Origin of the sequence: Vibrio cincinnatiensis, assembly GCF_022113815.1 — a bacterium.
Taxonomy (GTDB): Bacteria; Pseudomonadota; Gammaproteobacteria; order Enterobacterales; family Vibrionaceae; genus Vibrio; species Vibrio cincinnatiensis_A.
In genome coordinates this window covers 184,528-207,783 of sequence record NZ_SGOM01000007.1, presented here as the reverse complement: position 1 = coordinate 207,783, position 23,256 = coordinate 184,528, and the positions used below count along the sequence as shown (strand labels likewise).

At 44.0% G+C, this 23,256-nt stretch carries 20 protein-coding genes; 5 read left to right on the top strand and 15 right to left on the bottom strand.

Annotated features, from left to right (window positions below):
• The first annotated feature begins 8 nt into the window (after positions 1-8).
• Positions 9-728 carry a two-component system response regulator BtsR gene (btsR, locus tag EXA13_RS10970; protein ID WP_238133236.1) on the top strand — a complete coding sequence of 240 codons (720 nt, stop codon included), beginning with the start codon at positions 9-11 and terminating at the stop codon, positions 726-728.
• Between the two features lie 25 nt (positions 729-753).
• On the opposite strand, the gene nagZ is transcribed toward btsR, so the two are convergent.
• On the bottom strand, positions 754-1,743 hold the full coding sequence (nagZ, locus tag EXA13_RS10965) for a beta-N-acetylhexosaminidase (RefSeq protein WP_238133213.1): 990 nt from the start codon (positions 1,741-1,743) through the stop codon (positions 754-756).
• A gap of 127 nt (positions 1,744-1,870) precedes the next feature.
• Between nagZ and EXA13_RS10960 the strand changes: the two genes are divergently transcribed.
• The gene (locus EXA13_RS10960) at positions 1,871-2,998 is read left to right on the top strand and encodes an anhydro-N-acetylmuramic acid kinase (protein WP_238133212.1); all 1,128 of its coding nucleotides are present in this window, start codon (positions 1,871-1,873) and stop codon (positions 2,996-2,998) included.
• Positions 2,999-3,041: 43 nt separating this feature from the next.
• On the opposite strand, the gene EXA13_RS10955 is transcribed toward EXA13_RS10960, so the two are convergent.
• The gene (locus EXA13_RS10955) at positions 3,042-4,841 is read right to left on the bottom strand and encodes a cation:proton antiporter (RefSeq protein WP_238133211.1); all 1,800 of its coding nucleotides are present in this window, start codon (positions 4,839-4,841) and stop codon (positions 3,042-3,044) included.
• Positions 4,842-4,864: 23 nt separating this feature from the next.
• Positions 4,865-5,206 carry a DUF2799 domain-containing protein gene (locus EXA13_RS10950; protein WP_238133210.1) on the bottom strand — a complete coding sequence of 114 codons (342 nt, stop codon included), beginning with the start codon at positions 5,204-5,206 and terminating at the stop codon, positions 4,865-4,867.
• A gap of 255 nt (positions 5,207-5,461) precedes the next feature.
• Here EXA13_RS10950 and EXA13_RS10945 point away from each other — a divergent pair, with 255 nt between their 5' ends.
• The gene (locus EXA13_RS10945) at positions 5,462-6,949 is read left to right on the top strand and encodes a carbon starvation CstA family protein (RefSeq protein WP_238133209.1); all 1,488 of its coding nucleotides are present in this window, start codon (positions 5,462-5,464) and stop codon (positions 6,947-6,949) included.
• 80 nt (positions 6,950-7,029) lie between these two features.
• Here the strand turns inward: EXA13_RS10945 and ispH are convergent, their stop codons facing one another.
• The 6 genes from ispH to murJ form a co-directional block, all read right to left on the bottom strand.
• Positions 7,030-7,992, bottom strand: a complete 963-nt coding sequence (ispH, locus tag EXA13_RS10940) for a 4-hydroxy-3-methylbut-2-enyl diphosphate reductase (protein ID WP_238133208.1) — start codon at positions 7,990-7,992, stop codon at positions 7,030-7,032.
• A gap of 30 nt (positions 7,993-8,022) precedes the next feature.
• The gene (fkpB, locus tag EXA13_RS10935) at positions 8,023-8,454 is read right to left on the bottom strand and encodes an FKBP-type peptidyl-prolyl cis-trans isomerase (RefSeq protein WP_238133207.1); all 432 of its coding nucleotides are present in this window, start codon (positions 8,452-8,454) and stop codon (positions 8,023-8,025) included.
• Positions 8,455-8,599: 145 nt separating this feature from the next.
• On the bottom strand, positions 8,600-9,100 hold the full coding sequence (gene lspA / locus EXA13_RS10930; protein WP_238133206.1) for a signal peptidase II: 501 nt from the start codon (positions 9,098-9,100) through the stop codon (positions 8,600-8,602).
• A gap of 15 nt (positions 9,101-9,115) precedes the next feature.
• On the bottom strand, positions 9,116-11,962 hold the full coding sequence (gene ileS / locus EXA13_RS10925; protein WP_238133205.1) for an isoleucine--tRNA ligase: 2,847 nt from the start codon (positions 11,960-11,962) through the stop codon (positions 9,116-9,118).
• A 30-nt stretch (positions 11,963-11,992) separates the two neighbouring features.
• Positions 11,993-12,961 (bottom strand): bifunctional riboflavin kinase/FAD synthetase, encoded by a 969-nt coding sequence (gene ribF, locus EXA13_RS10920; protein ID WP_238133204.1) that lies wholly within the window; start codon positions 12,959-12,961, stop codon positions 11,993-11,995.
• A gap of 65 nt (positions 12,962-13,026) precedes the next feature.
• Positions 13,027-14,595, bottom strand: a complete 1,569-nt coding sequence (gene murJ / locus EXA13_RS10915; RefSeq protein WP_346346949.1) for a murein biosynthesis integral membrane protein MurJ — start codon at positions 14,593-14,595, stop codon at positions 13,027-13,029.
• A 348-nt stretch (positions 14,596-14,943) separates the two neighbouring features.
• On the opposite strand from murJ, the gene rpsT reads away from it, so the two are divergent.
• The gene (rpsT, locus tag EXA13_RS10910; protein ID WP_099610660.1) at positions 14,944-15,204 is read left to right on the top strand and encodes a 30S ribosomal protein S20; all 261 of its coding nucleotides are present in this window, start codon (positions 14,944-14,946) and stop codon (positions 15,202-15,204) included.
• 114 nt (positions 15,205-15,318) lie between these two features.
• On the opposite strand, the gene EXA13_RS10905 is transcribed toward rpsT, so the two are convergent.
• Positions 15,319-15,615, bottom strand: a complete 297-nt coding sequence (locus EXA13_RS10905; RefSeq protein ID WP_238133203.1) for an ArsR/SmtB family transcription factor — start codon at positions 15,613-15,615, stop codon at positions 15,319-15,321.
• 302 nt (positions 15,616-15,917) lie between these two features.
• Complete coding sequence (nhaR, locus tag EXA13_RS10900) at positions 15,918-16,808, bottom strand: transcriptional activator NhaR (RefSeq protein ID WP_238133202.1); 891 nt, start codon at positions 16,806-16,808, stop codon at positions 15,918-15,920.
• Positions 16,809-17,170: 362 nt separating this feature from the next.
• Between nhaR and EXA13_RS10895 the strand changes: the two genes are divergently transcribed.
• Entirely contained in the window at positions 17,171-18,319 is a 1,149-nt protein-coding gene (locus tag EXA13_RS10895) for a Na/Pi symporter (protein ID WP_238133201.1), read from the top strand.
• A 174-nt stretch (positions 18,320-18,493) separates the two neighbouring features.
• Here the strand turns inward: EXA13_RS10895 and EXA13_RS10890 are convergent, their stop codons facing one another.
• Genes EXA13_RS10890 through ptsP form a run of 4 tightly spaced genes read right to left on the bottom strand, consistent with a single transcriptional unit; the run spans position 18,494 to position 23,255 of the window.
• On the bottom strand, positions 18,494-19,345 hold the full coding sequence (locus EXA13_RS10890; protein ID WP_238133200.1) for a thymidylate synthase: 852 nt from the start codon (positions 19,343-19,345) through the stop codon (positions 18,494-18,496).
• 9 nt (positions 19,346-19,354) lie between these two features.
• Positions 19,355-20,170 (bottom strand): prolipoprotein diacylglyceryl transferase, encoded by an 816-nt coding sequence (gene lgt, locus EXA13_RS10885; protein WP_238133199.1) that lies wholly within the window; start codon positions 20,168-20,170, stop codon positions 19,355-19,357.
• A 34-nt stretch (positions 20,171-20,204) separates the two neighbouring features.
• Positions 20,205-20,999, bottom strand: coding sequence for a sulfite exporter TauE/SafE family protein (locus EXA13_RS10880; RefSeq protein WP_238133198.1), 795 nt, complete (start codon positions 20,997-20,999; stop codon positions 20,205-20,207).
• Between the two features lie 9 nt (positions 21,000-21,008).
• Positions 21,009-23,255, bottom strand: coding sequence for a phosphoenolpyruvate--protein phosphotransferase (gene ptsP / locus EXA13_RS10875; protein ID WP_238133197.1), 2,247 nt, complete (start codon positions 23,253-23,255; stop codon positions 21,009-21,011).
• Position 23,256: the final 1 nt, after the last annotated feature.

The following is a 23,256-nucleotide window of genomic DNA, read 5'->3' as shown; positions in this document are numbered from 1 at the left end:
GTATGAGTATGCTGTCTGCGTTAGTCATTGATGATGAACTCTTTGCTCGTGAAGAACTCATGGAGTTATTAGAAGAAAGCGGCAAGATCAACGTAATGGGGGAAGCCAATAATGCTATTGAAGGTCTAAAGAAAATTCATCAGTTGAAGCCAGATGTGGTGTTTCTTGATATACAAATGCCACAAATTACTGGCATAGAACTACTCGCGATGCTCGATCCTGACACCATGCCGAAAGTGGTCTTCATCACGGCTTATGATCAATATGCGCTACAAGCTTTTGAAGAAAATGCCTTTGATTATTTACTCAAACCCGTTGATCCTGCGCGGCTGGACAAAACGATTCAACGCCTACAGCGTAATATCACTAAAACACAAGATTTTGCTCTGTTAGCCCCGCACCAACTTGATCATATCCCCTGCATTGGCCTAAACCGAATCATGATCATTCCAACTCAAGACGTAGAATTTGCCTTTAGTGATATCAGTGGGGTACATGTTCAAACCGCTCAACAACGCGCCACCAGCCAATTAACCTTAAAAATACTGGAAGCAAAAACGCCATTACTTCGCTGTCACCGTCAGTACCTGATCAACCTTAAAGCGATCAAGGAGATCAAACTGCTGGAAAATGGATTGGCTGAAATTATTACCCCAGCTGGACATTCGATTCCAGTCAGCCGTCGCTATTTAAAAGAATTGAAAGAAAAGCTGGGGTTTTATTCTTAAAACAAAGGTATCTTAACGCCGTTATTTATCCATGCTGCTCAATAATGCGCCGCATGGAAACACGGGCTTGCTGCCATTTGTCTAACGATTGGAGATCTTGGTAGGTAAAACTCTTCTGTTTAAGCAAAGACGTGGCCTGAGCCACTTCCATAATCGGTAAGTTATCTAACACCGCAACCGCAGACTCACGCTTATTACACATTAAAACCATATCACACCCAGCAGCTAACGCTTGCTGTGCTCTTTGTGCAGGTCCGCCCATAATTGCGGCCCCTTCCATACTTAAATCATCAGAAAAAACAATCCCTTTAAAACCCAATTCCTGACGTAATTTTTGTTTTAACCAATAAGCAGAACCACTGGCAGGCTGTGCATCATAATGAGGGTAAATGACATGAGCTGGCATCATCGCATCCAATATGCCTTCATCAATTTGCGCTTTAAAAATCGCCATATCCTCATCAATCGAATGACGTTCATCATAAGGTGTTTCTAGATGAGAATCGGCCACTACCGCGCCATGCCCGGGGAAATGTTTACCCGTTGTTGCCATCCCCACTGACTTCATACCACGCATATAAGCTCGGCTGTAATTCAGCACTGTTTGAATATCGTCACCAAATGCACGGCTACCAATAGCGCGGCACTCAAATCCTTTATCCAAAACGGGAGCAAAACTGAGATCAATATCATGCGCAATTAACTCTGCCGCCATTAACCATCCACCCAGTTCAGCGAAGGTTTCTCCATTTTCACACTGAGCATAATATTGCGCAGCTGGAATGGGGCTAAAGCCTTCACGAAAACGTTGCACTCGGCCCCCTTCTTGATCAACCCCAATCAGAATCGGGCGTTTTGCCGCTTGACGAATGGCTTTATTCAACGCCAACAACTGCGAATTATCGTGATAGTTTCTAGCAAATAAAATAACGCCACCCACCGTTGGATGCGCCAAGATTTCACGATCTTCAGCCGTCAGTTCACAGCCTTCGACATCAAGCCATAACGGTCCCATTTTTGCCCCTTATTGAGTAGTGAAAGGTGAAAGTGAAAATTATCACAGCCAATGAGGTTATTCAGTTTGTTTTTCAATTACAATGACTTTTCATAACCTAACCCACTCTAAAGCATGAGATAAAAGCATGACTGAACGTGAACTCTACATTGGCATTATGTCTGGAACCAGTATGGATGGCGTCGATACCGCACTGGTAGCATTCACTGATCATCACATCGAGTTACTGACACACGGTTTTCTCCCTATGCCAGAGATGCTCAAACAGCGTTTACTCAACATTTGCCTCGGTCAAGCCACTCACCTGCAAGAGATCGGGCAGTTAGATCATCAACTCGGCCATCTGTATGCCGATGCGGTTGAGCAATTACTGGCACAAAGTGGTTATCACGCGGCGCAGATCACGGCTATTGGAAATCATGGACAGACCGTTTTTCACCAGCCCGATGGGAAGTTTCCGTTTACCCTTCAATTAGGAGACGCCAATATTTTGGCCGCTCGAACCGGAATCACAACTATTGCTGATTTTCGCCGCAAAGATATGGCGTTAGGCGGCCAAGGAGCACCATTAGTTCCCGCTTTTCATCGCACCATTTTTAATGTCACAGATTCAACCGTTGTGGTGCTCAATATTGGAGGCATTGCCAATATTTCGGTGTTATTCCCCGATAAAAGCGTCTTGGGATACGACACCGGCCCCGGCAATGCTCTGATGGACAGTTGGTGCCAGCGACATACTCAGCAGAGCTATGATGCCAATGGAGAATGGGGACGCCAGGGGAACCTTAATGCTTCCCTACTGCAAACATTAAAGCAAGACCCTTACTTCCTTCGCCCAGCCCCAAAAAGTACGGGACGCGAATATTTTAACTTGCCGTGGTTGGAGGCTCATCTGGTCAATCATCCATTGAGTGCCCCCGATGTGCAGCGGACATTATGTGAATTGACGGCTCAAACCATTACCGATGAGGTTTGCCGTTATGCTCAAGGGCCGACACCACAACTATTCGTGTGTGGCGGAGGCGCTCAAAATGGCCTCTTGATGGATTGTTTACAAGCTCACCTCCCAACATGGCAAGTGGCTTCAACTGACAGTAAAGGCGTCAATGGAGATTATATGGAAGCGATGGCTTTTGCTTGGCTGGCGCAACGAAGAGTTCACGGTTTACCCAGCAATTTACCTGAAGTTACTGGGGCTAAACAGCTCGCGTCTTTAGGTGTCATCTACCCAGCGAATGAGCTTGCAGCACCATAAGGTGAAGCAAGCTGTTCAATTGAATCCGACTAATGGAGAGCCACTAATGGTTCTCCGCGGTTTTTTTGATTAAAGCCACCACCGTTTCACCTTCTTTAGCCGTAAAGTGACGAATATCGGAACACATTTGTACTCGTCCTCGCAGATCAACCACAAACAAAGGTAGCCAATAACTATCTTTATGCAATTGCTGATAATCTTCAAAAGTAAAATTATCACTGAGCTTAGTATGTTTGATTTCTCCCCCTTGATTAAACAAGCTGGCTAATTTCTTATAGCTGACTTCCCCGCCAAGAAAAGACAAACCATGATACACCTGAGCAACAGTGTGCTTTTCACTGTTGTTGCCATTGGCATTATCGTGCAGACAAAAAACACGTTTTTCACCAAAGTCCGATAAGAACTGCATACAAGCCATGATATTAAAATGCTTGTCTGGACTAAGAGCGAGCATATGCCCCACTCCAATTAAATTGAGGTATTCATCCGCATGGCTAGAAATAGGGTTTCCGTAATAATGCTCAAGCCCCGCCATTCGAGATTGGCGAATGTAATCCCAGTTCGAATCGGTCAACACGACTCGACAATCGTATTTAGCTATCGCCAATCCCACTTGCCGAGCCACATCATTAGCCCCAAGAATTAAGAACCCTTTTGGGGCAGGCTCAGAAACCTTTAAGGCAATAGCAACCGGGCGAGCGGTAATACTCTGCAACACCACCGTGCCAATAATCACCATAAAAGTCATGGGCACCAGTAAGTTTGCTTCTTGCATACCAAATGAATCCAGCTTGATGGCAAACAGTGATGAAATTGAGGCAGCAACAATTCCTCGTGGTGTGACCCAAGCAAGAAAGGCTTTCTCTTTTAAGCTCAAACGACTACGCATCGTAGAAAGGAAAATAGACATTGGACGAGAGACCAACTGCATTACCACAAACAGGACTAAAGCGCTCCACCCAAGAGCTTCAAAATCACTCACTTCTATACGCGCTGCCAGTAAGATAAATAACCCCGTGATCAGCAGTACAGTCAGATTTTCTTTGAAGTGCAGTATATGTTGGATATTGACCCCTTTCGCATTGGCCAGCCACATCCCCATCACGGTCACAGTCAATAAACCGGATTCAGATTCAATGGCATTCGATAAGGCAAAAACACCCAACACGACACTCAATACCGCGAAAGGTTGCAGATACTCCGGTAACCCACCTTGCCGCAGTACATAGGCAACCGCCGCCCCAGAAAGGATACCTATCCCCACACCGATAACAATAATCGCACCAAAGACATACAAGCTATGGGCTTCACTGCTTGACACAATAAATTCATACACCATCACCACAAACAAAGCCCCAAGAGGATCAATTAAAATCCCTTCCCAGCGCAAAATATTGGATAATTTAGTATTGGGGCGTACCGTACGCAGCAGTGGAACAATTACCGTGGGCCCAGTCACTACCGTCAAACTTCCAAATAAAAGCGATAGAGGCCAATCAAATCCAAGCAGCCAGTGAGTGGCTAATGAAGTCACCCCCCATGAAATCAGCGCTCCAAGAGACACAATGCTCCAAACAGTATTACTGACCCCACGAATATCTTTAAAATTTAAAGTCAAACTGCCTTCAAACAATATCACTGCGACCGCTAACGAAATCAGAGGAAAGAGTAAGTCTCCCATCAATTGCTGAGGATCCAGTAGCCCTGTTACAGGACCGGCAACAATACCCGCCAATAATAAAAATAAGATGGCGGGTAAACGCAGTTTCCAAGCTAACCACTGACAACCTAAACCAACCACACCAACCGTCGCTATCGCTAGCGCAATATATTCTTCATGCATCACATGCTCTCATCTCATGTAGATTAACGGTTATATTCATTCCAACCGCGTTGCCATTCCATTCTAAATTTTTGGGCTTGATCCGTTCCTTCACACACCCCTTCATAATACTGACCATTTACTCCCATTTGATAGGCAAAATTCGGGTTACAATATTCAGCGATCCCTTCGAGATAACCACTCTCATAATCATTGTGCTTCACCGGCCCCAGTTCAGACAAAGCCTGATAAGAACGGGAAGTATAACCAGCGATTCCATCATTGTAGCCAATTTGATGCCAATTCCCCTGCTCAGCCAAATCATTTTCACTAGCAACGCAGCCCATTAAAACAAAGATGATTCCAACCACTATCACTCTACTCATCATTACCCCTTTACTTTTTACAACACAAGAACCAACACCGTTAACAACTTATTAAAAGCCACTCAATAAACTTAAATGCCACTTAATTTTTTATACGACCACTCACAAGAGTACTCAATGAGCCAGTTCGACAAATGGCTTACTATCGGCATTGTTAAGTGCACTCTAATCCATTTAAAACATGGGCGTTTTGAGTATAGCGATCAATTTAACGATAAGCCCCTACGCATCATACAAATATAAAGGATAATGACTATGTTGTGGTTTCTGACCTGCGTTGCAGCCTTACTTGGTGGGTATTTTCTCTATGGCGCGATAGTTGAGAAAATATTTGGTATTAATGAACAGCGCCAAACACCGGCTCATACCCAAACCGATGGGGTTGACTACGTCCCGATGTCTACTCCTAAAGTTTACCTAGTCCAACTGCTCAATATTGCCGGTGTTGGCCCGATCTTTGGCCCCATAATGGGTGCATTGTATGGCCCGGCGGCAATGCTGTGGATTGTTGTCGGATGTATTTTTGCCGGAGCTACCCACGATTACTTCTCTGGTATGCTATCCGTTCGTAACGGCGGAGCTTCAGTGCCAACGATTACGGGCCGCTACTTAGGCAATGGCGCGAAACATTTTATGAACATTTTTGCCATTGTTTTGCTGTTATTGGTGGGAGTTGTGTTTGTTTCTGCTCCTGCCGGAATGATCACTAATTTAATCAATTCACAAACGGATGTGACGGTGAGCATGACTGCAATGGTCGTTATCATCTTCGCTTACTATATTATTGCGACGATTGTCCCTGTCGACAAAATCATTGGCCGCTTTTATCCTCTGTTTGGGGCGCTACTGATTTTTATGTCTGTTGGGCTGATGACTGCTATTGCTTTTTCTAGTGAGCACCAAGTGCTTGGGGGGTTTGAAGTTCGTGATATGTTTGCGAATCTCAACCCGAATGATATGCCCCTGTGGCCCGCTCTTTTCATCACCATTGCTTGTGGTGCTATTTCCGGTTTCCATGCGACTCAATCTCCATTGATGGCTCGTTGTATGGAAAATGAGAAAAATGGACGCTTTGTATTCTATGGCGCGATGATTGGTGAAGGGATTATTGCTCTAATATGGTGTACCGTTGCACTCTCATTTTTTGGATCATTAGAATCGCTCTCTGATGCTGTTGCTAACGGTGGCCCAGGCAATGTTGTTTACAGCGCTTCATTTGGCTTACTGGGCGTGTTTGGTGGCATCCTTGCTTTCCTTGGCGTGGTGATTCTACCGATCACTTCTGGCGACACAGCTTTTCGTTCTAGCCGGTTAATTTTGGCAGAATACTTTAATATGGAGCAAAAATCATTACGTAACCGATTGATGATGGCACTACCACTCTTTGTATTAGGTGCCGTTTTAACTCAAGTCGATTTTGGTATTATCTGGCGTTACTTTGGCTTTGCTAACCAAGCAACAGCAGTAATGATGCTATGGACTGCTTCGGCATACCTGCTCCGTCATAATAAGCTACACTGGATTACCACCGTTCCCGCGCTCTTTATGACTTCCGTTTGTATTACCTTTATTCTCAACAATAATGCACTAGGCTTTGGTTTACCGATGTTATTGTCAACCCTTGTTGGTATAACCTCATCACTGGCTATTATGGTTTATGTAATGCGAATTTCGAAAGGTAAAGGGGAGATTGATCTCGCAGAACAGCAAGAAGTTGAGAAGAAAGCCATAAAAACCGCTTAATCGACCATTTCCTTATTATCAAATGAAGAGGGAGCCTCTTTCGCTCCCTCTTCATTTTTCATCACAATGGCCTTTGTGAATTAGCTTATCTGTTTAATCTGTAGTTCTTTAGGAACTTCAAAAAACATATTTTCTTCACGGCCAAGCACTTCTTCCACTTGAGTCGCACCTAATTGTTGAATACGCGCTAATATTTGATTAACTAACTCTTCCGGTGCAGAAGCGCCAGCCGTGACACCCACGGTTGTTACCCCATTAAACCACTGAGGCTGAATATCTTCCGAGCAATCAGTCAAGTAACCGGGTGTCCCCAATTTTTCTGACAACTCTTTTAGCCGAGTTGAGTTAGACGAGTTTTTCGAACCGACAACGATCATCATATCCACTTGCTGTGCCAATACACGAACGGCATCTTGACGATTTTGAGTTGCGTAGCAAATATCATCTTTACGCGGCCCCTGAATATCGGGAAAAACTTCACGTAGTTTATCAATCACATCCGCAGTTTCATCAACCGACAATGTCGTTTGACTCACATAATGCAGGTGAGTAGGGTCTTTCACTTTGGCTTGTAGCGCAAGAACATCGTCTGGTTTTTCAACCAAGTACATGCCGCCAGCATCACTGGCATATTGCCCCATAGTGCCTTCTACTTCTGGGTGTCCAGCATGGCCAATTAGCACCACTTCCATATGTCGTCGACTAGCACGAGCCACTTCCATATGCACTTTTGTAACCAAGGGGCAAGTTGCATCAAACACGGTTAATGCTCGCTCTTTGGCCTCTTGACGCACTTGTTGAGAAACGCCATGTGCAGAAAAAATGACAATGTTATCATCAGGAACTTCACTTAATTCCTCAACAAACACAGCGCCACGTTGTTTGAGTCCTTCCACCACAAAACGGTTATGAACCACTTCATGCCGGACATAAATCGGAGGCTGATATAACTCTAATGCGCGTTCAACAATGCTAATGGCACGATCAACGCCAGCACAAAAGCCGCGGGGATTCGCTAACAATATTTTCATGTTATTGCTCATGGGTTAAAAATCTGGCTAGTGTAAATAGTATTAATCTACCGAGACAATTTCGACATCAAACACGACATCTTGCCCAGCCAGTGGATGGTTAAAATCGACGGTGACTGAATCGCCCGCTATCGCTGTAATAATACCAGGAATTTCCATACCATCGGGGCCGCTAAAAGCCATGATCGTTCCGACTTCGACCTCGCGCTCACCAACAAATTTCCCTCTATCCATATAATGGATATGATCAGGATTCGGTAAACCAAACGCATCTTGAGCAGCCAAGGCGATGGCTTTCTGCTCCCCGGCTTTCATTCCTAATAAGCCCTGTTCAAAGTTGTCACTTAAACTACCATCACCGATGATAAGTTTTGCTGGTTTACCCATATTGTGGGTACTATCAGCAATAGAGCCGTCTTTAAGTTTAATGGAGAAATGCAGCGTTACTGCTGAGTTGTGGGTAATGGTTGTCACGTTAGGCTTCCTTGAAAGAGTAGACCAGCTCTTGATGGCTCGGTTTATTTTATTCTGTTAATTCTATTAAACGTCTTTCTAACAAAAAGCGCCGACCGAATCAACGGACGACGCTTAAGGTTATTCAATTTGCATCAGACAAGACTCAATACTTTTTAGTTCGAAAACTATCAAGCACGATCATGGCTGCGCCAATACAGATAGTACTATCGGCTAAATTAAAAGCAGGCCAGTGATAGGTTCCCCAGTAGAAATCGAGGTAATCCACGACAAAACCATGTACCACTCGGTCAAAAACATTTCCAACCGCTCCGCCAATGATCAGTGCGTAAGCAATATTGTTCCACTTTTCCGAAACGGGTAAGCGTCTCATCCAATACGCTAATAATCCAACCACGGCCACAGCAATACCAGTAAAGAACCAACGTTGCCAGCCAGCTTGATCACTCAAGAAGCTAAAGGCAGCACCGTAGTTATGAACATAAAGTAGATTAAAGAATGGAAGAACTTCAATTCGGTTTCCCCATCCATACCCCATTTCATTCATCACTAGCAGTTTAATGCCAATGTCCGCGAGGAATACGAGTAACGCTAGCCATAGCCAGCGCACTCCGGATTGTTTTAGTGACAATGCTTGTTGAGTCATACTCTCGCCTTGAAATTAAGCAAACTGACGTTGCTCGCCTTCACCTTCTACGTTAGAGACACAACGACCACAAATCGTTTCATGACCTTGGATTGTGCCCACGTCTGAGGTGTAATGCCAACAGCGATCGCATTTCTCTGCCTCAATTTTACTCACTTGAACAAACAAGCCTTCAATCTCTGTTGCCTGCGCAGCGTCGGTCTTCTCTTCCAATGCTTTAACTGTAGCTTTAGACGTTAACAGGACAAAACGCAGTTCATCTTGCAATTCACTGAGCTTCTCAACTAATGCTGGTTCAGCAAAAAGAGTGACTTCTGCTTGTAGTGACCCCCCAATGGTTTTTTCACTACGAGCATTTTCTAGCAGTTTATTCACTGCACTACGAACATCCTGAATATCACTCCAGAACGCACTGCTGAGCGCTTCACCTTCATCTAATGCGAACAGATCTTGATACCACTCGGTCACAAAGACAAACTGGCTACGTTTTTCACCATTGGCTTGTAATGGTGGCATCGCATTCCAAATTTCATCGGCGGTAAATGACATAATTGGTGCCATCCAACGCACTAAAGCTTCAACAATATAATAAAGCGCCGTTTGGCAACTGCGTTGCGCATGACCACCACGCTTCGCAGTGTATTGACGATCTTTGATCACATCGAGATAGAAAGAGCCCATTTCAATAGAACAAAAATGCATCAAGCGCTGTACTACCGCATGAGTGTTGTATTCTTCATACGCTTTAACAATTTCCTGCTGCGCAGCTAAAGCTCTTGCTACGGCCCAACGATCCAATGCCACCATTTCTTGCGCAGGAATCATATCCGTAGCTGGATTAAACCCGTTCAAGTTCGCTAAGAAGAAACGAGCGGTATTACGGATTCGGCGATACGCATCCGCACTACGTTTTAAGATTTCATCAGAAACGGCGACTTCGCCCGTATAATCTGTTGAAGCAACCCACAAGCGTAGAATATCTGCTCCTAGTTTATTGGTCACATCTTTCGGTGCGACAACGTTGCCGATCGACTTAGACATTTTACGTCCTTGTCCATCCACCACGAAACCATGGGTTAACACCTCTTTATATGGCGCTTTACCTTTCATGGCGACCGACGAAATCAATGAAGATTGGAACCAACCGCGATGTTGATCTGACCCTTCTAGATACATATCAGCCTGGGCGCCATTAAATTCAGGGCGATTGTCTACAACCGCATAGTGAGTGACACCGGAATCAAACCAAACATCTAGCGTATCGAGCACTTTTTCGTATTGCTCAGCATCGCTACCTAAGATCTCGGTGGCATCGAGATCCCACCATGCTTGAATGCCTTTTTGTTCAACCAACTGCGCGACTTTTTCAATCAGTGCTGGTGACTCAGGATGCAGCTCTGCGGTCTCTTTATGAACAAATAGTGCAATCGGTACGCCCCATGTCCGCTGGCGAGAAATACACCACTCAGGGCGACCTTCGACCATGCCTTCAATTCGACTTTGACCCCAATCAGGCATCCATTTCACGCCTTTAATTTCACTGAGCGCTTGCTCACGTAACCCAGCTTGATCCATCGATACAAACCACTGTGGAGTGGCCCGAAAGATGATTGGCGTTTTATGACGCCAGCAGTGTGGGTAGCTGTGCTCATACGCATGATGATGTAACAGCGCCCCTCTTTCTTTCAACACTTCAACAACCGCATCATTGGCTTTAAATACATGCTGCCCAGCAAACAGTTCTGTATCCGGAAGGTAAACGCCGTTAGAACCGACAGGATTGGCGACTTCCAAACCATATTTTTGGCCAACAGCAAAGTCTTCTTGGCCATGGCCTGGGGCAGTATGCACCACACCCGTACCTGATTCAGTTGTAACATGATCGCCTAAGATAGCAGGCACAGTAAAATCGTAGAACGGGTGTTGGTATTGAGTCAGTTCAAGATCCGACCCTTTCGCAAAGCCCAGATTATGGAAATGTTCGATACCCGCACGATCCATCACCTCTTTTGCCAACTCCGCAGCAACGATGATTCGCTCAGCTTGTTCACCTTCAACTTGGATCAACACATATTCAAGATCATCACGTAGGCAAACCGCACGGTTTGCAGGTAATGTCCAAGGCGTTGTGGTCCATATAACAATGGATAGGTCACCGTGACCAGCATGATCTTGCGCTAAGCTAAATTTACTGAGCACCGCTTCAGGATCAGCCGCTTTAAAACGGACATCAATAGACGGTGATACTTTATTCTTATACTCCACCTCAGCTTCAGCCAACGCCGAACCACAGTCAGTACACCAGTGAACAGGCTTAAACCCTTTAAGTAGGTGGCCCTTATCGGCAATTTTGCCCAAAGCACGAATAATATTCGCTTCGGTTGCAAAATCCATGGTGCGATACGGTTTATCCCACTCACCTAAAATACCGAGTCGTTTAAAGCCTTCTTTCTGTCCTTCAACTTGCCCGGCAGCATATTCACGACATTTTTCACGAAACTCCGCAGCCGTCACTTTCTGACCCGGTTTTCCCACTTTTTTCTCAACCATCAATTCAATAGGCAAACCGTGGCAATCCCAACCGGGAATATAAGGGGCGTCAAAACCTGAAAGTGTTTTGGATTTAATAATAATGTCTTTAAGAATCTTATTTAGTGCGTGACCAATATGAATGTCACCGTTGGCGTATGGAGGACCATCATGCAATACGAACGATTTCTTGCCTTTCTTTGCTTCACGGATTGCACCGTAAAGATCTTCTTTGTACCAACGTTTAAGCATTTCTGGCTCACGTTTAGCCAGATCGCCGCGCATTGGAAACCCTGTTTCAGGTAAGTTCAGGGTATCTTTATATTCACTCATCGATTCTTAATTCCGTTCTATTGGGCGAAGTTAGACATTATGTGTATCGGTGGAATCAACCGACTCACTGTAAAGCTGACGCAGCCACACCCTTGCTGCCTCAGCATCCAATTCAATTTGTTGTTTGAGTGCATCAAATGACTCAAACTTACGTTCATCACGTAATTTATGTAAGAGCGCGACTTCGAGCTGCTTTCCGTACAAGTTGCCTTGAAAGTTGAATAAATGCACTTCCAATTGCTGACGAACACCGTTAACGGTGGGGCGTTGGCCAATATTCGCCACACCACCAATCGGTTTCTCTCCTAAACCATACGCTTGAACCACATAAACACCAGACACCGGAGAAACGCATCGTTTTAGTGGAATATTGGCGGTTGGAAAACCAATGGTACGACCTAATTTTCGACCGTGAGAAACTCGCCCACTGATGCTGTAATCTCTTCCCAGCATACTGGCTGCGAGAGGGAGATCATCAACAGCAAGCGCCTCTCTTATCAATGTGCTGCTCACTCGCGCATGTTCAACACAAAAACTGTGCGTATTCACAACCTCAAAACCATATTGTTTTCCAGCTTGACGAAGCATGGCAAAATCACCTTTACGGCCTTGCCCGAAGCAGAAATCATCTCCCACTACCAGAAACTTAACACCCAATTGGGTGACCAACAAGTCACGAATAAACGCCTGAGCATCTAAATTGGCAAAATGATGATTAAAATTGACACACAACAAGCGATCAAGCCCTAATTTCCCCAATTGAACAAATTTATCTCTCAACCGAGTTAACCGAGCTGGCGCACGCTCTTTGAGAAAAAGCTCCATCGGCTGCGGTTCAAAAGTCATCACTACCGATGGTAAATTCAGTTGCTTTGCTTGTTTGGAGACCTGACTTAATACTTTCTGATGCCCCAGATGCACACCATCAAAATTACCAATGGTCAGTACACAGCCATGGTGGTGAGGCTTAATATTATGAATACCGCGGATCAATTCCATTGCAATACGCTTAAAACCTATTGTTCTCAATTATATGGGTGTAAAACTGGCGGATTATACCTTAACTATCCCTCTTCTGTCGCTGCTTTTAGGTCTTTTACTCGGACCCCAAAGAGCAAGGCACTCAGAAGATAAGCCAACGCACCAAAGGCAATTAAACCGCTTAAAGTCAATGTTCGCTGAGTGAGTCCCCACTCCAACCAAGCCGACATAGAATCCAGTTGCCAATAGATGGCTGCAACCATGACAACCCCCGCTAAAATCAAACGAGTCACAAATAATACGGTTTGACGACTCACTCGATATACCCCCTGTCTATGTAAACCTCGATACAAAAGGGCCATATTAATAAAAGCAGAAAGTGCAGTGGCCGCCGCTAACCCCACATACCCATAAAACCAAGCAAAAATAGCATTGAAAACAATATTACTTAACATAGCGATAATGCCGTAACGCACTGGCGTTTTGGTATCTTGCCGAGAGTAATACCCCGGTGCTAAAACCTTAATCAGCATAAAATTCAGTAAACCTGCGGAATAAGCGAATAAAGACAACGAAGCTTGCTGTACATCACTCGCTGTGAATTCGCCACGCATAAAGAGCACCATCAACATGGGTTTAGCTAATACCATTAAACCTAACATAGCTGGAATGCCGAGTAGAATCACCATTCGAACGCCCCAATCCATGGTTTGTGCAAACCCAGCTTGATGCGCATCGACATGCTTACGAGATAAAGCGGGTAAAATAACGGTTGCGATGGCAATACCAAATAAACCGAGTGGAAATTCTAATAAACGATCGGAATAATAGAGCCAACTGATCGAGCCGGTTTGCAAAAAACTGGCAACAAAAGAGTCAAATAACAGGTTAATCTGGCTAACTGATACGCCAAATAATGCTGGTATCATCAAGGTACGAATTTTCACCACTCCGGGATCTTTCCAACCCCATTTAGGCTTAACCAGCATGCCTGCTTTTATTAAAAATGGCAGTTGAAATAAAAATTGCACCAAACCGCCCAAAAACACCCCAATGGCCAAACCAACCTCAGGCTTGGCAAGGTTAGGCGAAATATACCACGCTGATAAAATCATCATGATATTAAGGAAAACAGGGGTAAAGGAAGAAACCGCAAATTTCCCTAACGTATTGAGAATCGCCCCTGATAAGGCCACCAAAGTGATAAACCACAAATAAGGGAACGTGATTTTCAGCAATAAACTGGCTAACTCAAACTTTTCCGCTGCTGGCCCACCATTTAACCAGTCCAAAAACCAACCGGCACCAAATAATGCAGTAACAACGCCAGAAAAAACGACACCAAGTAATGTCACTACCGTGACGAGGGCACCTAAGGTGCCTGACACTTTAGCAATCAACGCTCGGGTTTTCTCTTTGTCTCCTGAAGCATGATATTCCGTTAAAACAGGAACGAAAGCCTGAGAAAAAGCCCCTTCAGCAAATAGGCGGCGTAAGAAATTAGGAATGCGATTGGCAAAGAAAAACACATCAGCACTCGCCCCTGCCCCCATCAAATTCGCCACAACAACATCACGAACTAATCCCAAGACTCGGGAAATAAACGTCATAGCACTCACAATGATGCCTGACTTGAGTAAGCGTTTACTCACAGTAACCTCGAAAAATCAGCAAAAATACTCAACCGACTACTGACAATACGAAACAGGAAAGCCTTATTATCAAGGCTTCATCTTCGATAAATACCAGTAGGTTTATTCACTTAGTGATACTCTCTCACGATTGAGTCAAAGAATGTCAGCGTAAGATCCGGATAAGTATTAGCATTGGTAAAAAAATACTGTTAGAATCCACGCCATCTTAACCGTGAAGGCCTTGTGATACCAAACTTGTTTGGTTTAGACGGGTTTTTGCACAAATCATTTGACATTTAAGTGCAAATAAGGGATATTTCCGGCCCTTAAATTGTCACCGAACTAAAGTTTTTGGGAGTTAGACCCTTGGCAAATAACAAATCTGCTAAGAAGCGCGCTATCCAATCTGAAAAACGCCGTCAGCACAATGCTAGCCGTCGTTCAATGATGCGCACTTACATGAAAAAAACTGTTGCTGCAATTGCTGCTGGCGACAAAGAAGCTGCAACTGCTGCACTCGCAGTCGTTACACCAATCCTTGACCGCATGGCGACTAAAGGCCTTATTCATAAGAATAAAGCAGCTCGTCATAAGTCTCGCTTCTCTGCAGCGATCAAAGCTCTGTAATTGAGTTTGATTTCTCAGTGATGAAAAAACCGGCTAAGGCCGGTTTTTTATTTATCTGTAGTCTATCTCTACTTTTCAGCATTTTCCGTAAAGCTCGTTCCCACCCAACGGTGATCAGCGAGAACAGTATAAATGATGCAACAACTCAATCATGGCTTTTACTTCGTTACTGCTTAACGTATAAAACACGGTTTGCGCTTCTTTGCGCGTCTCAACTAAGCCATCCCTTCTTAGCCAAGCCAAGTGCTGTGACAACGCCGACTGGCTTAACTCTAACTTTCCACACAACTCCCCCACGGAGAGTTCCTGATTGTGTAATAAGCAAAGAATTTGCAGCCGCCTCTCATTTGCCATGGCTTTTAATAACACCACTGCTTGAGCGGAGTTCTGTTCCATTTGTTCAAGGTTCATGAGTAAGCCTCTTTTCCATAACCACTTAAGCTACCCCATGCCTACACACTGTTTGGCCCACTAAAGCACTAAGCCAGCAAACCACAACTTACTTCTCTAACTTTTTAGTCATGGATGATAAACCTAGAGGTGTAAGTGAACAGCTACAGAGGGACACTTAAATTTATCGGACAAACAGCATCGTGGCAGATTTTACCTGATCTATTTGACCGATTTGGCAGATAGTAATCTATTTGTTAACAATAATATACACCCAAAGTGTATCAAGATTCTGAATATGGGTTATTTAAACTGCCTTATATTTATTCAAAAAAATGTTGAAAATCAGCGTCACACACATTTTTGACTGCCGGATGTTGAATCATCCGTTCAGCAAAAATGACGTAGTACTCTTCTTTAATTTCTTCGATTTGACTGATTAGATGCAGCGTACCTTCCTGTTCCATTTCTGAACGAAGCAGTAATGGAGCCATAAAGATTACTTCTGGGTGATACAAAGCAAAAGCTTTCATTAATGCCGCATCGTCAAATTCACCAAGTACATTTGGCTGTAACCCTTGCCGTTCAAACCATTGTCGAACCTTACGCCCCATCGCAGTGCGGCTTCCCGGTATCAGTAATTTACGATTGGCTAAAATGGCGGGATAATCTTTTCGATCCACTTTGCTGCTTGAAAATAACCCCATATGGCTTTCACCAAGTTTTTTACTAAATAACCCAGGGCTTTGACTTGAATCAACTGGACAATCAGAGAGAATCATATCCAGCTTATGTTGCGATAACTGCTCAAGTAACAATTCATGTGTCGACTCAAAACAGCGCAGATGAATGCGGTTATCTTCTGGGACTGTCGTCATTAATATTTTACTGACTAAACGCTTAGAAAGTGCATCGGCCACTCCAACATCAAATAACACATTAGCACGTTGGCTGTAGTTAACGATATCCAGCATTTCATAGCTCAATCCAAACATACGATCAGCATATTTAAAGACCAATTGCCCTAATTCCGTTGGTTCAATACTACGCCCATTCCGCTTCGTCAGTTTGCCTTCTAATCTTTCTTCTAATGCTTTGATTTGTCCGGTAACGGTTTGAGGTGTTAAAAATAACGCTTCCGCAGCCTTGGTTACTGAACCTTGTTTACACACCATCCAGAAATAGTAGAGGTGATTATAGTTAAGATGAGACATACGATAGATTTCAACATGCAAATGTAAGCGATGGTTATAACAAACCTCTCTATTGACCGCAAATATTTCGATAAAACCGATAAATTAAAGCCACTACTCAGCATTAAAACGAAGTGAAATACCCCTTTTGTCATAAATCTGCCATTGATAACAACAATCAACTAGGCCTAGTGCTTGAGAATAAAAATAAAAACAACATTAAATTCAATCAATTAAAAACAAGTAATTCATAAAAAAAGAAGTAAGTAACAAAAGCATCACTTAATAATGCTTCTGTCATAATATTGAAATATTTTCATTCTACTATCGCGCACAGATTCAACAACAGACCGATGATGTTCATTAGGTCAATGGAGAAGCCCATGATAAACCAAGCGACATCAACAACGTACCCAAGCGTAGCAACGACTCGCTGGCTACGTTGGATAAACTTGGCCTTTATGCTGTACCTACTATTACTTGCCGTTGCGATGGTCGGCAGTGGATTCAAATGGTCAGCCGGAGAGCAAGCAAAAGCATTATTTACCTTTGCCTCTCATCCGATTGCAGGATTAATGATAGGGTTAGTAGCAACAGCCCTTATCCAGTCATCAAGTACCGTCACCTCCATTATTGTGGGTTTAGTGGCTGGTGGCTTACCCGTGGAAATTGCTATCCCTATGGTGATGGGAGCAAATATTGGTACAACGGTGACCAACACTCTTGTCAGTTTAGGACACGCACACTGCAAAGATGAATTTAAACGAGCTTTTGCCAGTGCAACCATTCATGATTTTTTCAACTTACTCGCTGTACTGATTTTCCTACCATTAGAAATGATGTTCGGCATATTAGAAAAAATCTCTTATTGGCTTGTCTCTCCATTGATGTCAACGGGAAATATGAGCATGAAAGGGTTAGATTTTATCGGCCCAATCACGAAACCAATTGTTGGTGGCCTTCAAACACAACTGGGTGTTTTCGGTAATGTGTGGGGAGGCGTCGCTATGATCGTGTTAGGCATCACCACCATTTTCTTAGCCATATTGGTGATGGGCCGCCTGATGAAAACCTTGATGGTTGGTCAGGCTCGGGACATCCTCAAAAGTGCTATCGGCCGAGGGCCACTACACGGCATCGCTTCGGGTACTGTGGTAACGGTATTGGTTCAGTCATCCAGCACGACGACAACATTGATTGTTCCCTTAGTTGGCTCTGGTGTGCTAAAGGTCCGTGATATTTACCCATTTACTCTGGGTGCAAATATCGGAACTTGTGTCACGGCTCTACTTGCGGCAACCGCTGTATCTGGTGAGTTTGCAGTATTCGCACTACAAATTGCACTGGTACATTTAGTCTTCAACCTGATGGCCACTCTACTGATTTTTGGCATTCCATTCTTACGTGAGATACCTCTTAAAGGGGCGGATTGGATTTCTGACTGTGCGATTAAAAATAAAGCCGCGGTTGCCGCTTATCTCTTAGCAGTCTTTGTGGTATTACCAGGATCAATTCTGACCTTAACGACCTAATTGAGCAATCATCGTTCCGTAATAAAAAACCGCCGTGGAAAACACGGCGGTTTTTTATTCAACCTTCAACATTATTTATAGACGATCCGTCATATTATCTCTATCAACAAAGGGGTTACGATGACGGATAAAATCGCTAACCACATGATCCTAGCTTTAATGCGTAAGGGAATATCATACTGAGAATGGATACTGAATGGCCTCATGGTGCTGGTAATCGGTGACTTCAAAGTCATCCAATGTTACCCACGTTTCTAAATCTTCTAGCGAACGAATGTCAGGATTGATCTTAAAGTGGGCAGCATCTAATGGCTCACGCTTCAATTGCACGTCTCGCATCAGTGCCAATTGGTCTTCATAAATATGAGCGTTCACAATTTTATGATATGCCTGTCCCGGCTTCTTACCCGTGATTTGCGCCATCACAGCAAGAAATACATAGACTTGAACCATGTTAAAATTCAACCCCAGCGGGACGTCACATGAGCGTTGAGTACTGTTTAAGTACAAAGTATCGCCTAACAAAGAAAAGTGGTGACTGTACATGCAAGGACGCAAGCACCCCATGTGAAACTCACCTGGGTTGTAAAAATTGAGAATTTCGCCTCGGTCATCAACACCGCGAGTGAGATCGTCAACAATCTTCTTTAGTTGATCAATATGCCCACCATCAGGTCTTGCCCAAGCACGACCTTGAACGCCATAAACCCGTCCCATATCATCCTCACCTTTTCGGTAAGAATTGTTCAGCCAGTCATGGTTTAAATTTGCATTCGCATCCCATGTTTTAGTCCCTAAACGGCGAAAATCAGCGGCATTATCATAACCTCGAATATATCCAAGTAATTCTGCCACGGCTGCTTTCCAAAAACTTTTACGTGTTGTTACCAACGGAAACTGATTATTGGCGACATCGTAAGTTAAATCGGCATTAATGACGGTCAGGCAACGCTTACCGGTACGTTCATTTTCAACCCAAACGCCTTGTTCAACAATTCGCTGGCAAAGGTCTAAATACTGCTTCACTTCAAGCCCTTATTTCTTTTGAGGTGTATCTTGATAGACTTGGCGCTGATACGCCCAAAAAATGAGTAGTCCACCGACAATAATCATTGGTGTGGAAAGAATTTGCCCCATTGAGATCATGTCACCAAATAATCCAAGCTGTACATCAGGCTCACGGACAAACTCGACCAAAAAGCGGAATGTACCATATCCGACTAAAAATAACCCAGAAACCGAGCCAAGAGGGCGCGGTTTTTTGATAAACCAGTTCAAAATAAAGAACAAAACAATGCCTTCTAATGCCAACTCATACAACTGGGAAGGATGACGAGGCAGCGGCCCCCCATTAGGGAAAACAAAAGCCCAAGGGACATCAGTCACTCTCCCCCAAAGCTCTGAATTCATAAAATTACCTAACCGCCCCATTCCAAGCCCGAATGGAACTAAAGGAGCAACAAAGTCAGCCACACCAAAGAAAGTACGTTGATTCCTTCGTCCATACCAGAACATTGCCGTGATCACCCCTAATAATCCGCCGTGGAATGACATTCCGCCAGTCCAAACTTTAAATAGGTATAAAGGGTCAGCTAAAAAGAGATCTAAATTATAAAACAAGACATATCCAACTCGACCACCAATAACCACTCCAAGGAAACCGGCAAAAAGTAAGTCAGAGACTTGATCTCTACTCCAACCACTGCCCGGCTTATCTGCACGTCGGTTCGCTAACCACATGGCAAATAAAAAACCAAATAAATACATCATGCCATACCAACGTACAGAGAGCGGGCCGATGGAAAACAACACAGGATCGATGTTAGGAAAAGTTAAATATCCCTGAGACATAAATGACGTTCTCTTATTTTTTAAGAAAGAAACACTATTGCAGTAACATTGTTAGCGCAACAAACATAAGGAAAATAGCAAAAAAACGCTTCAAAGTAGCGGTCGGAAGCCGTGTGGCCCATTTAGCGCCCATACGAGTAGTCAGCATAGACGTTGAGGCGATCGCCAGTAAGGCGGGAAGATAGACATAACCAATACTGTAATCGGGCAAATTTTCTAACTGATAACCATGCAAAATAAACCCCAGCATTCCTGATAAAGCAATAACCAAACCACAAACCGCTGAGGATCCAACTGCTTTTCTCATTTCGACGCCATGCCGATTTAAAAAAGGAACCGAAAGCGAACCCCCACCAATACCAGCTAAGGTAGAAATAATACCAATACCCGCTCCACATAAGGTGGTAATCCAAGCTCTGGGCATCGGATAGTTTGAACGCGCTTGAATAGAAAGTGCCATCTGAATAGCAAGTAGGAAGACGATCACACCAAATACTTTGGGTAAATAATGGCTAGGAATCCACTCTGCAACAACCGACCCTAAGAAGCCACCTAATAAAACACCCGGTAGTAACCATTTGACGACAAAAAGATCAACATTCCCCAATTTTAGATGATTCAGTGCAGAAGAAGTCGAAGTGATAATAATACTGGCTAAAGAGGTCGCTAAAGCCAAATGCATGACGATATCAGATGCAATCTCTGCTTTGGGCAATAAAAACAGTAAAGCCGGCACCACCAACAGCCCGCCTCCAATTCCCAGTAGGCCTGCCAATAATCCGACGACAACACCGAGCATCACCAGTAAAGCGATTAACTCTATACCCACACTACCTTCCTATTTTTTTCCTGCACGGATAAAGCCCGCAAACCCTTGGCTTTCAAAATGAACAAGCATCATATTATAAATATCATGCCCATACGATTGCATTAAGGCTTTCTGAGCTAATAACTGCAAGTCGCCTCGTGTTGAATGACGAACTAAATACTTAACCTTAGCAACGTTAGAAGCATTCATACTGAGCGTACTATAGCCAAGACCGATCAACAGCAATGCTCCAACCGGATCACCAGCCAGCTCGCCACACACACACACTGGAATAGAATACTGCTGGCAAGTCTGTTGAATTTGTTTCAACGCCATGATCACCGCGGGATGCATAGAATCGTAGACATTAGCCACGTGTGCATTGTTCCGATCAACGGCTAATAAATACTGGGTAAGGTCATTGGTACCGACTGATACAAAATCTATTTTATTGGCGATCATCGGTAACAGATACAGCATGGAAGGCACTTCCAGCATGACTCCAATCTTAGGCATCACAATACTGGCATCCAACTTCACCGCTTCTTGATAAGCTTGCTGAATTAACATCAATGCATCATCTAACTCTTTCGTCCCAGAAACCATCGGCAACAAAATCCGTAGATTGTTATGCTCACTACTGGCTCGCATCATTGCTCGCAGTTGGATAAGAAAAATATCGGGGTGATCAAGAGTAAAGCGAATTCCTCGCCACCCTAGAAAGGGGTTATCTTCTTCAATAGGTAGGTAAGGCAATGGTTTATCACCACCAATGTCTAAAGTCCTCATCACCACAGGGCGATCAGGATAAGCATCCAGAACCCCTCGATATTGCAGGATCTGTTCTTCTTCTGATGGAAAACGATGCTGCAGTAAAAATGAAATTTCTGTACGATAAAGCCCGATACCATCCACACCTTGATTAATCGCAATATTGGTATCGGCGCTTAACCCTGCGTTTAAAAGTAGTTCAATGTGGGTTCCGTCTTGGGTAAACGCTGGCTCAAAAATCGCCTCATTGACCATTTTTGATAATTGCTGCTCTTCATAAGCTAATGCTCGATATTCAGCTAGGACCTGTTTCGCCGGAGAAATAAATAGCTTACCGCTGTAACCATCAACAATACCTCTTTTACCATTGATCTGCTTTAGGTTCAGAGAAACACCCATAATGGCAGGAATACCCAGTGCACGCGATAAAATTGCGGCGTGTGAGTTTGCCGCCCCCTCCAAAGAAACAACGGCCAGTAATTTATCTTTTGGTAGCGTCGCCAAAATAGAAGCCGTTAACTCACGAACCACCAAAATAATCGGTTTTTCGAGCTGTTGCTGTTCATGCTCAGTGTTATAGAGGAAATAAAGTAAACGTTGCCCAAGCTCTCGTATGTCTTGCGCTCGCTCGCGTAAATATGCATCCGACATGCGAGCAAAGCGATTGGAGTAACTTTCCACAACTTGACGCAATGCCCAATCAGCCCGATCCCCTTTTTGGATCTGTGCTTTCAAATCATTGCCCAGCATGGGGTCATTTAATAAATGGGTAAACAGATCAAAAATAGCCAGCGCTTCTTTATTGATATCGTTATCAAGCTTTTTTCTTAATTTTCGAAAATCACTCAGCGCGCTCTCCATTGCTCGGGCTAGCCAAGCCTGCTCTTTTTCGATATCCAGCGTTGAGGCAGGGTAAACCTCCGTTAACTGTGGCTGAGAATCATCCCACCACAATTCTCCAATAGCCACTCCCGTTGAAGCGGGGATGCCACTGATCGCTTGCTGCTTTTTAGTCAGAAGCCAATGCCCTTGTGTTTGAGCATAAGCCACAATGACAGCTAACTGAGCAGCTAACGTCACCAGAAAAGAGACTTCCATCTCACTAAACAAACGAGGAGATTTTTGCTGGACCACTAGCACACCGAGAACTTGTTTACGGTAGATAATGGGCGTACCAAGAAAGGAGTGATACACCTCTTCACCCAATTCTTTAAAATATTTAAAACTGGGATGTTGAGAAGCTTTGGCAAGGTTAATGGGCTCAGCCGTTCGTTTCACTAACCCCACTAACCCTTCGTCAAAACCGATATGAATTTTATCGCCTTTAAACTTTAAACCTTGGGTCGCCATCAGTTCTAAGCGCCCCATTTCTTCATTTGCTAAGTAGACAGTACAACACTCAGTCGCCATAGCGCTGCAGGTTTGTTTCACAAAAATATCCAACGCTTGATAAACGTCTTCTACTTTTGACACTTGTTCAACTATGTCCCTTAGCTGAGAAAGCATA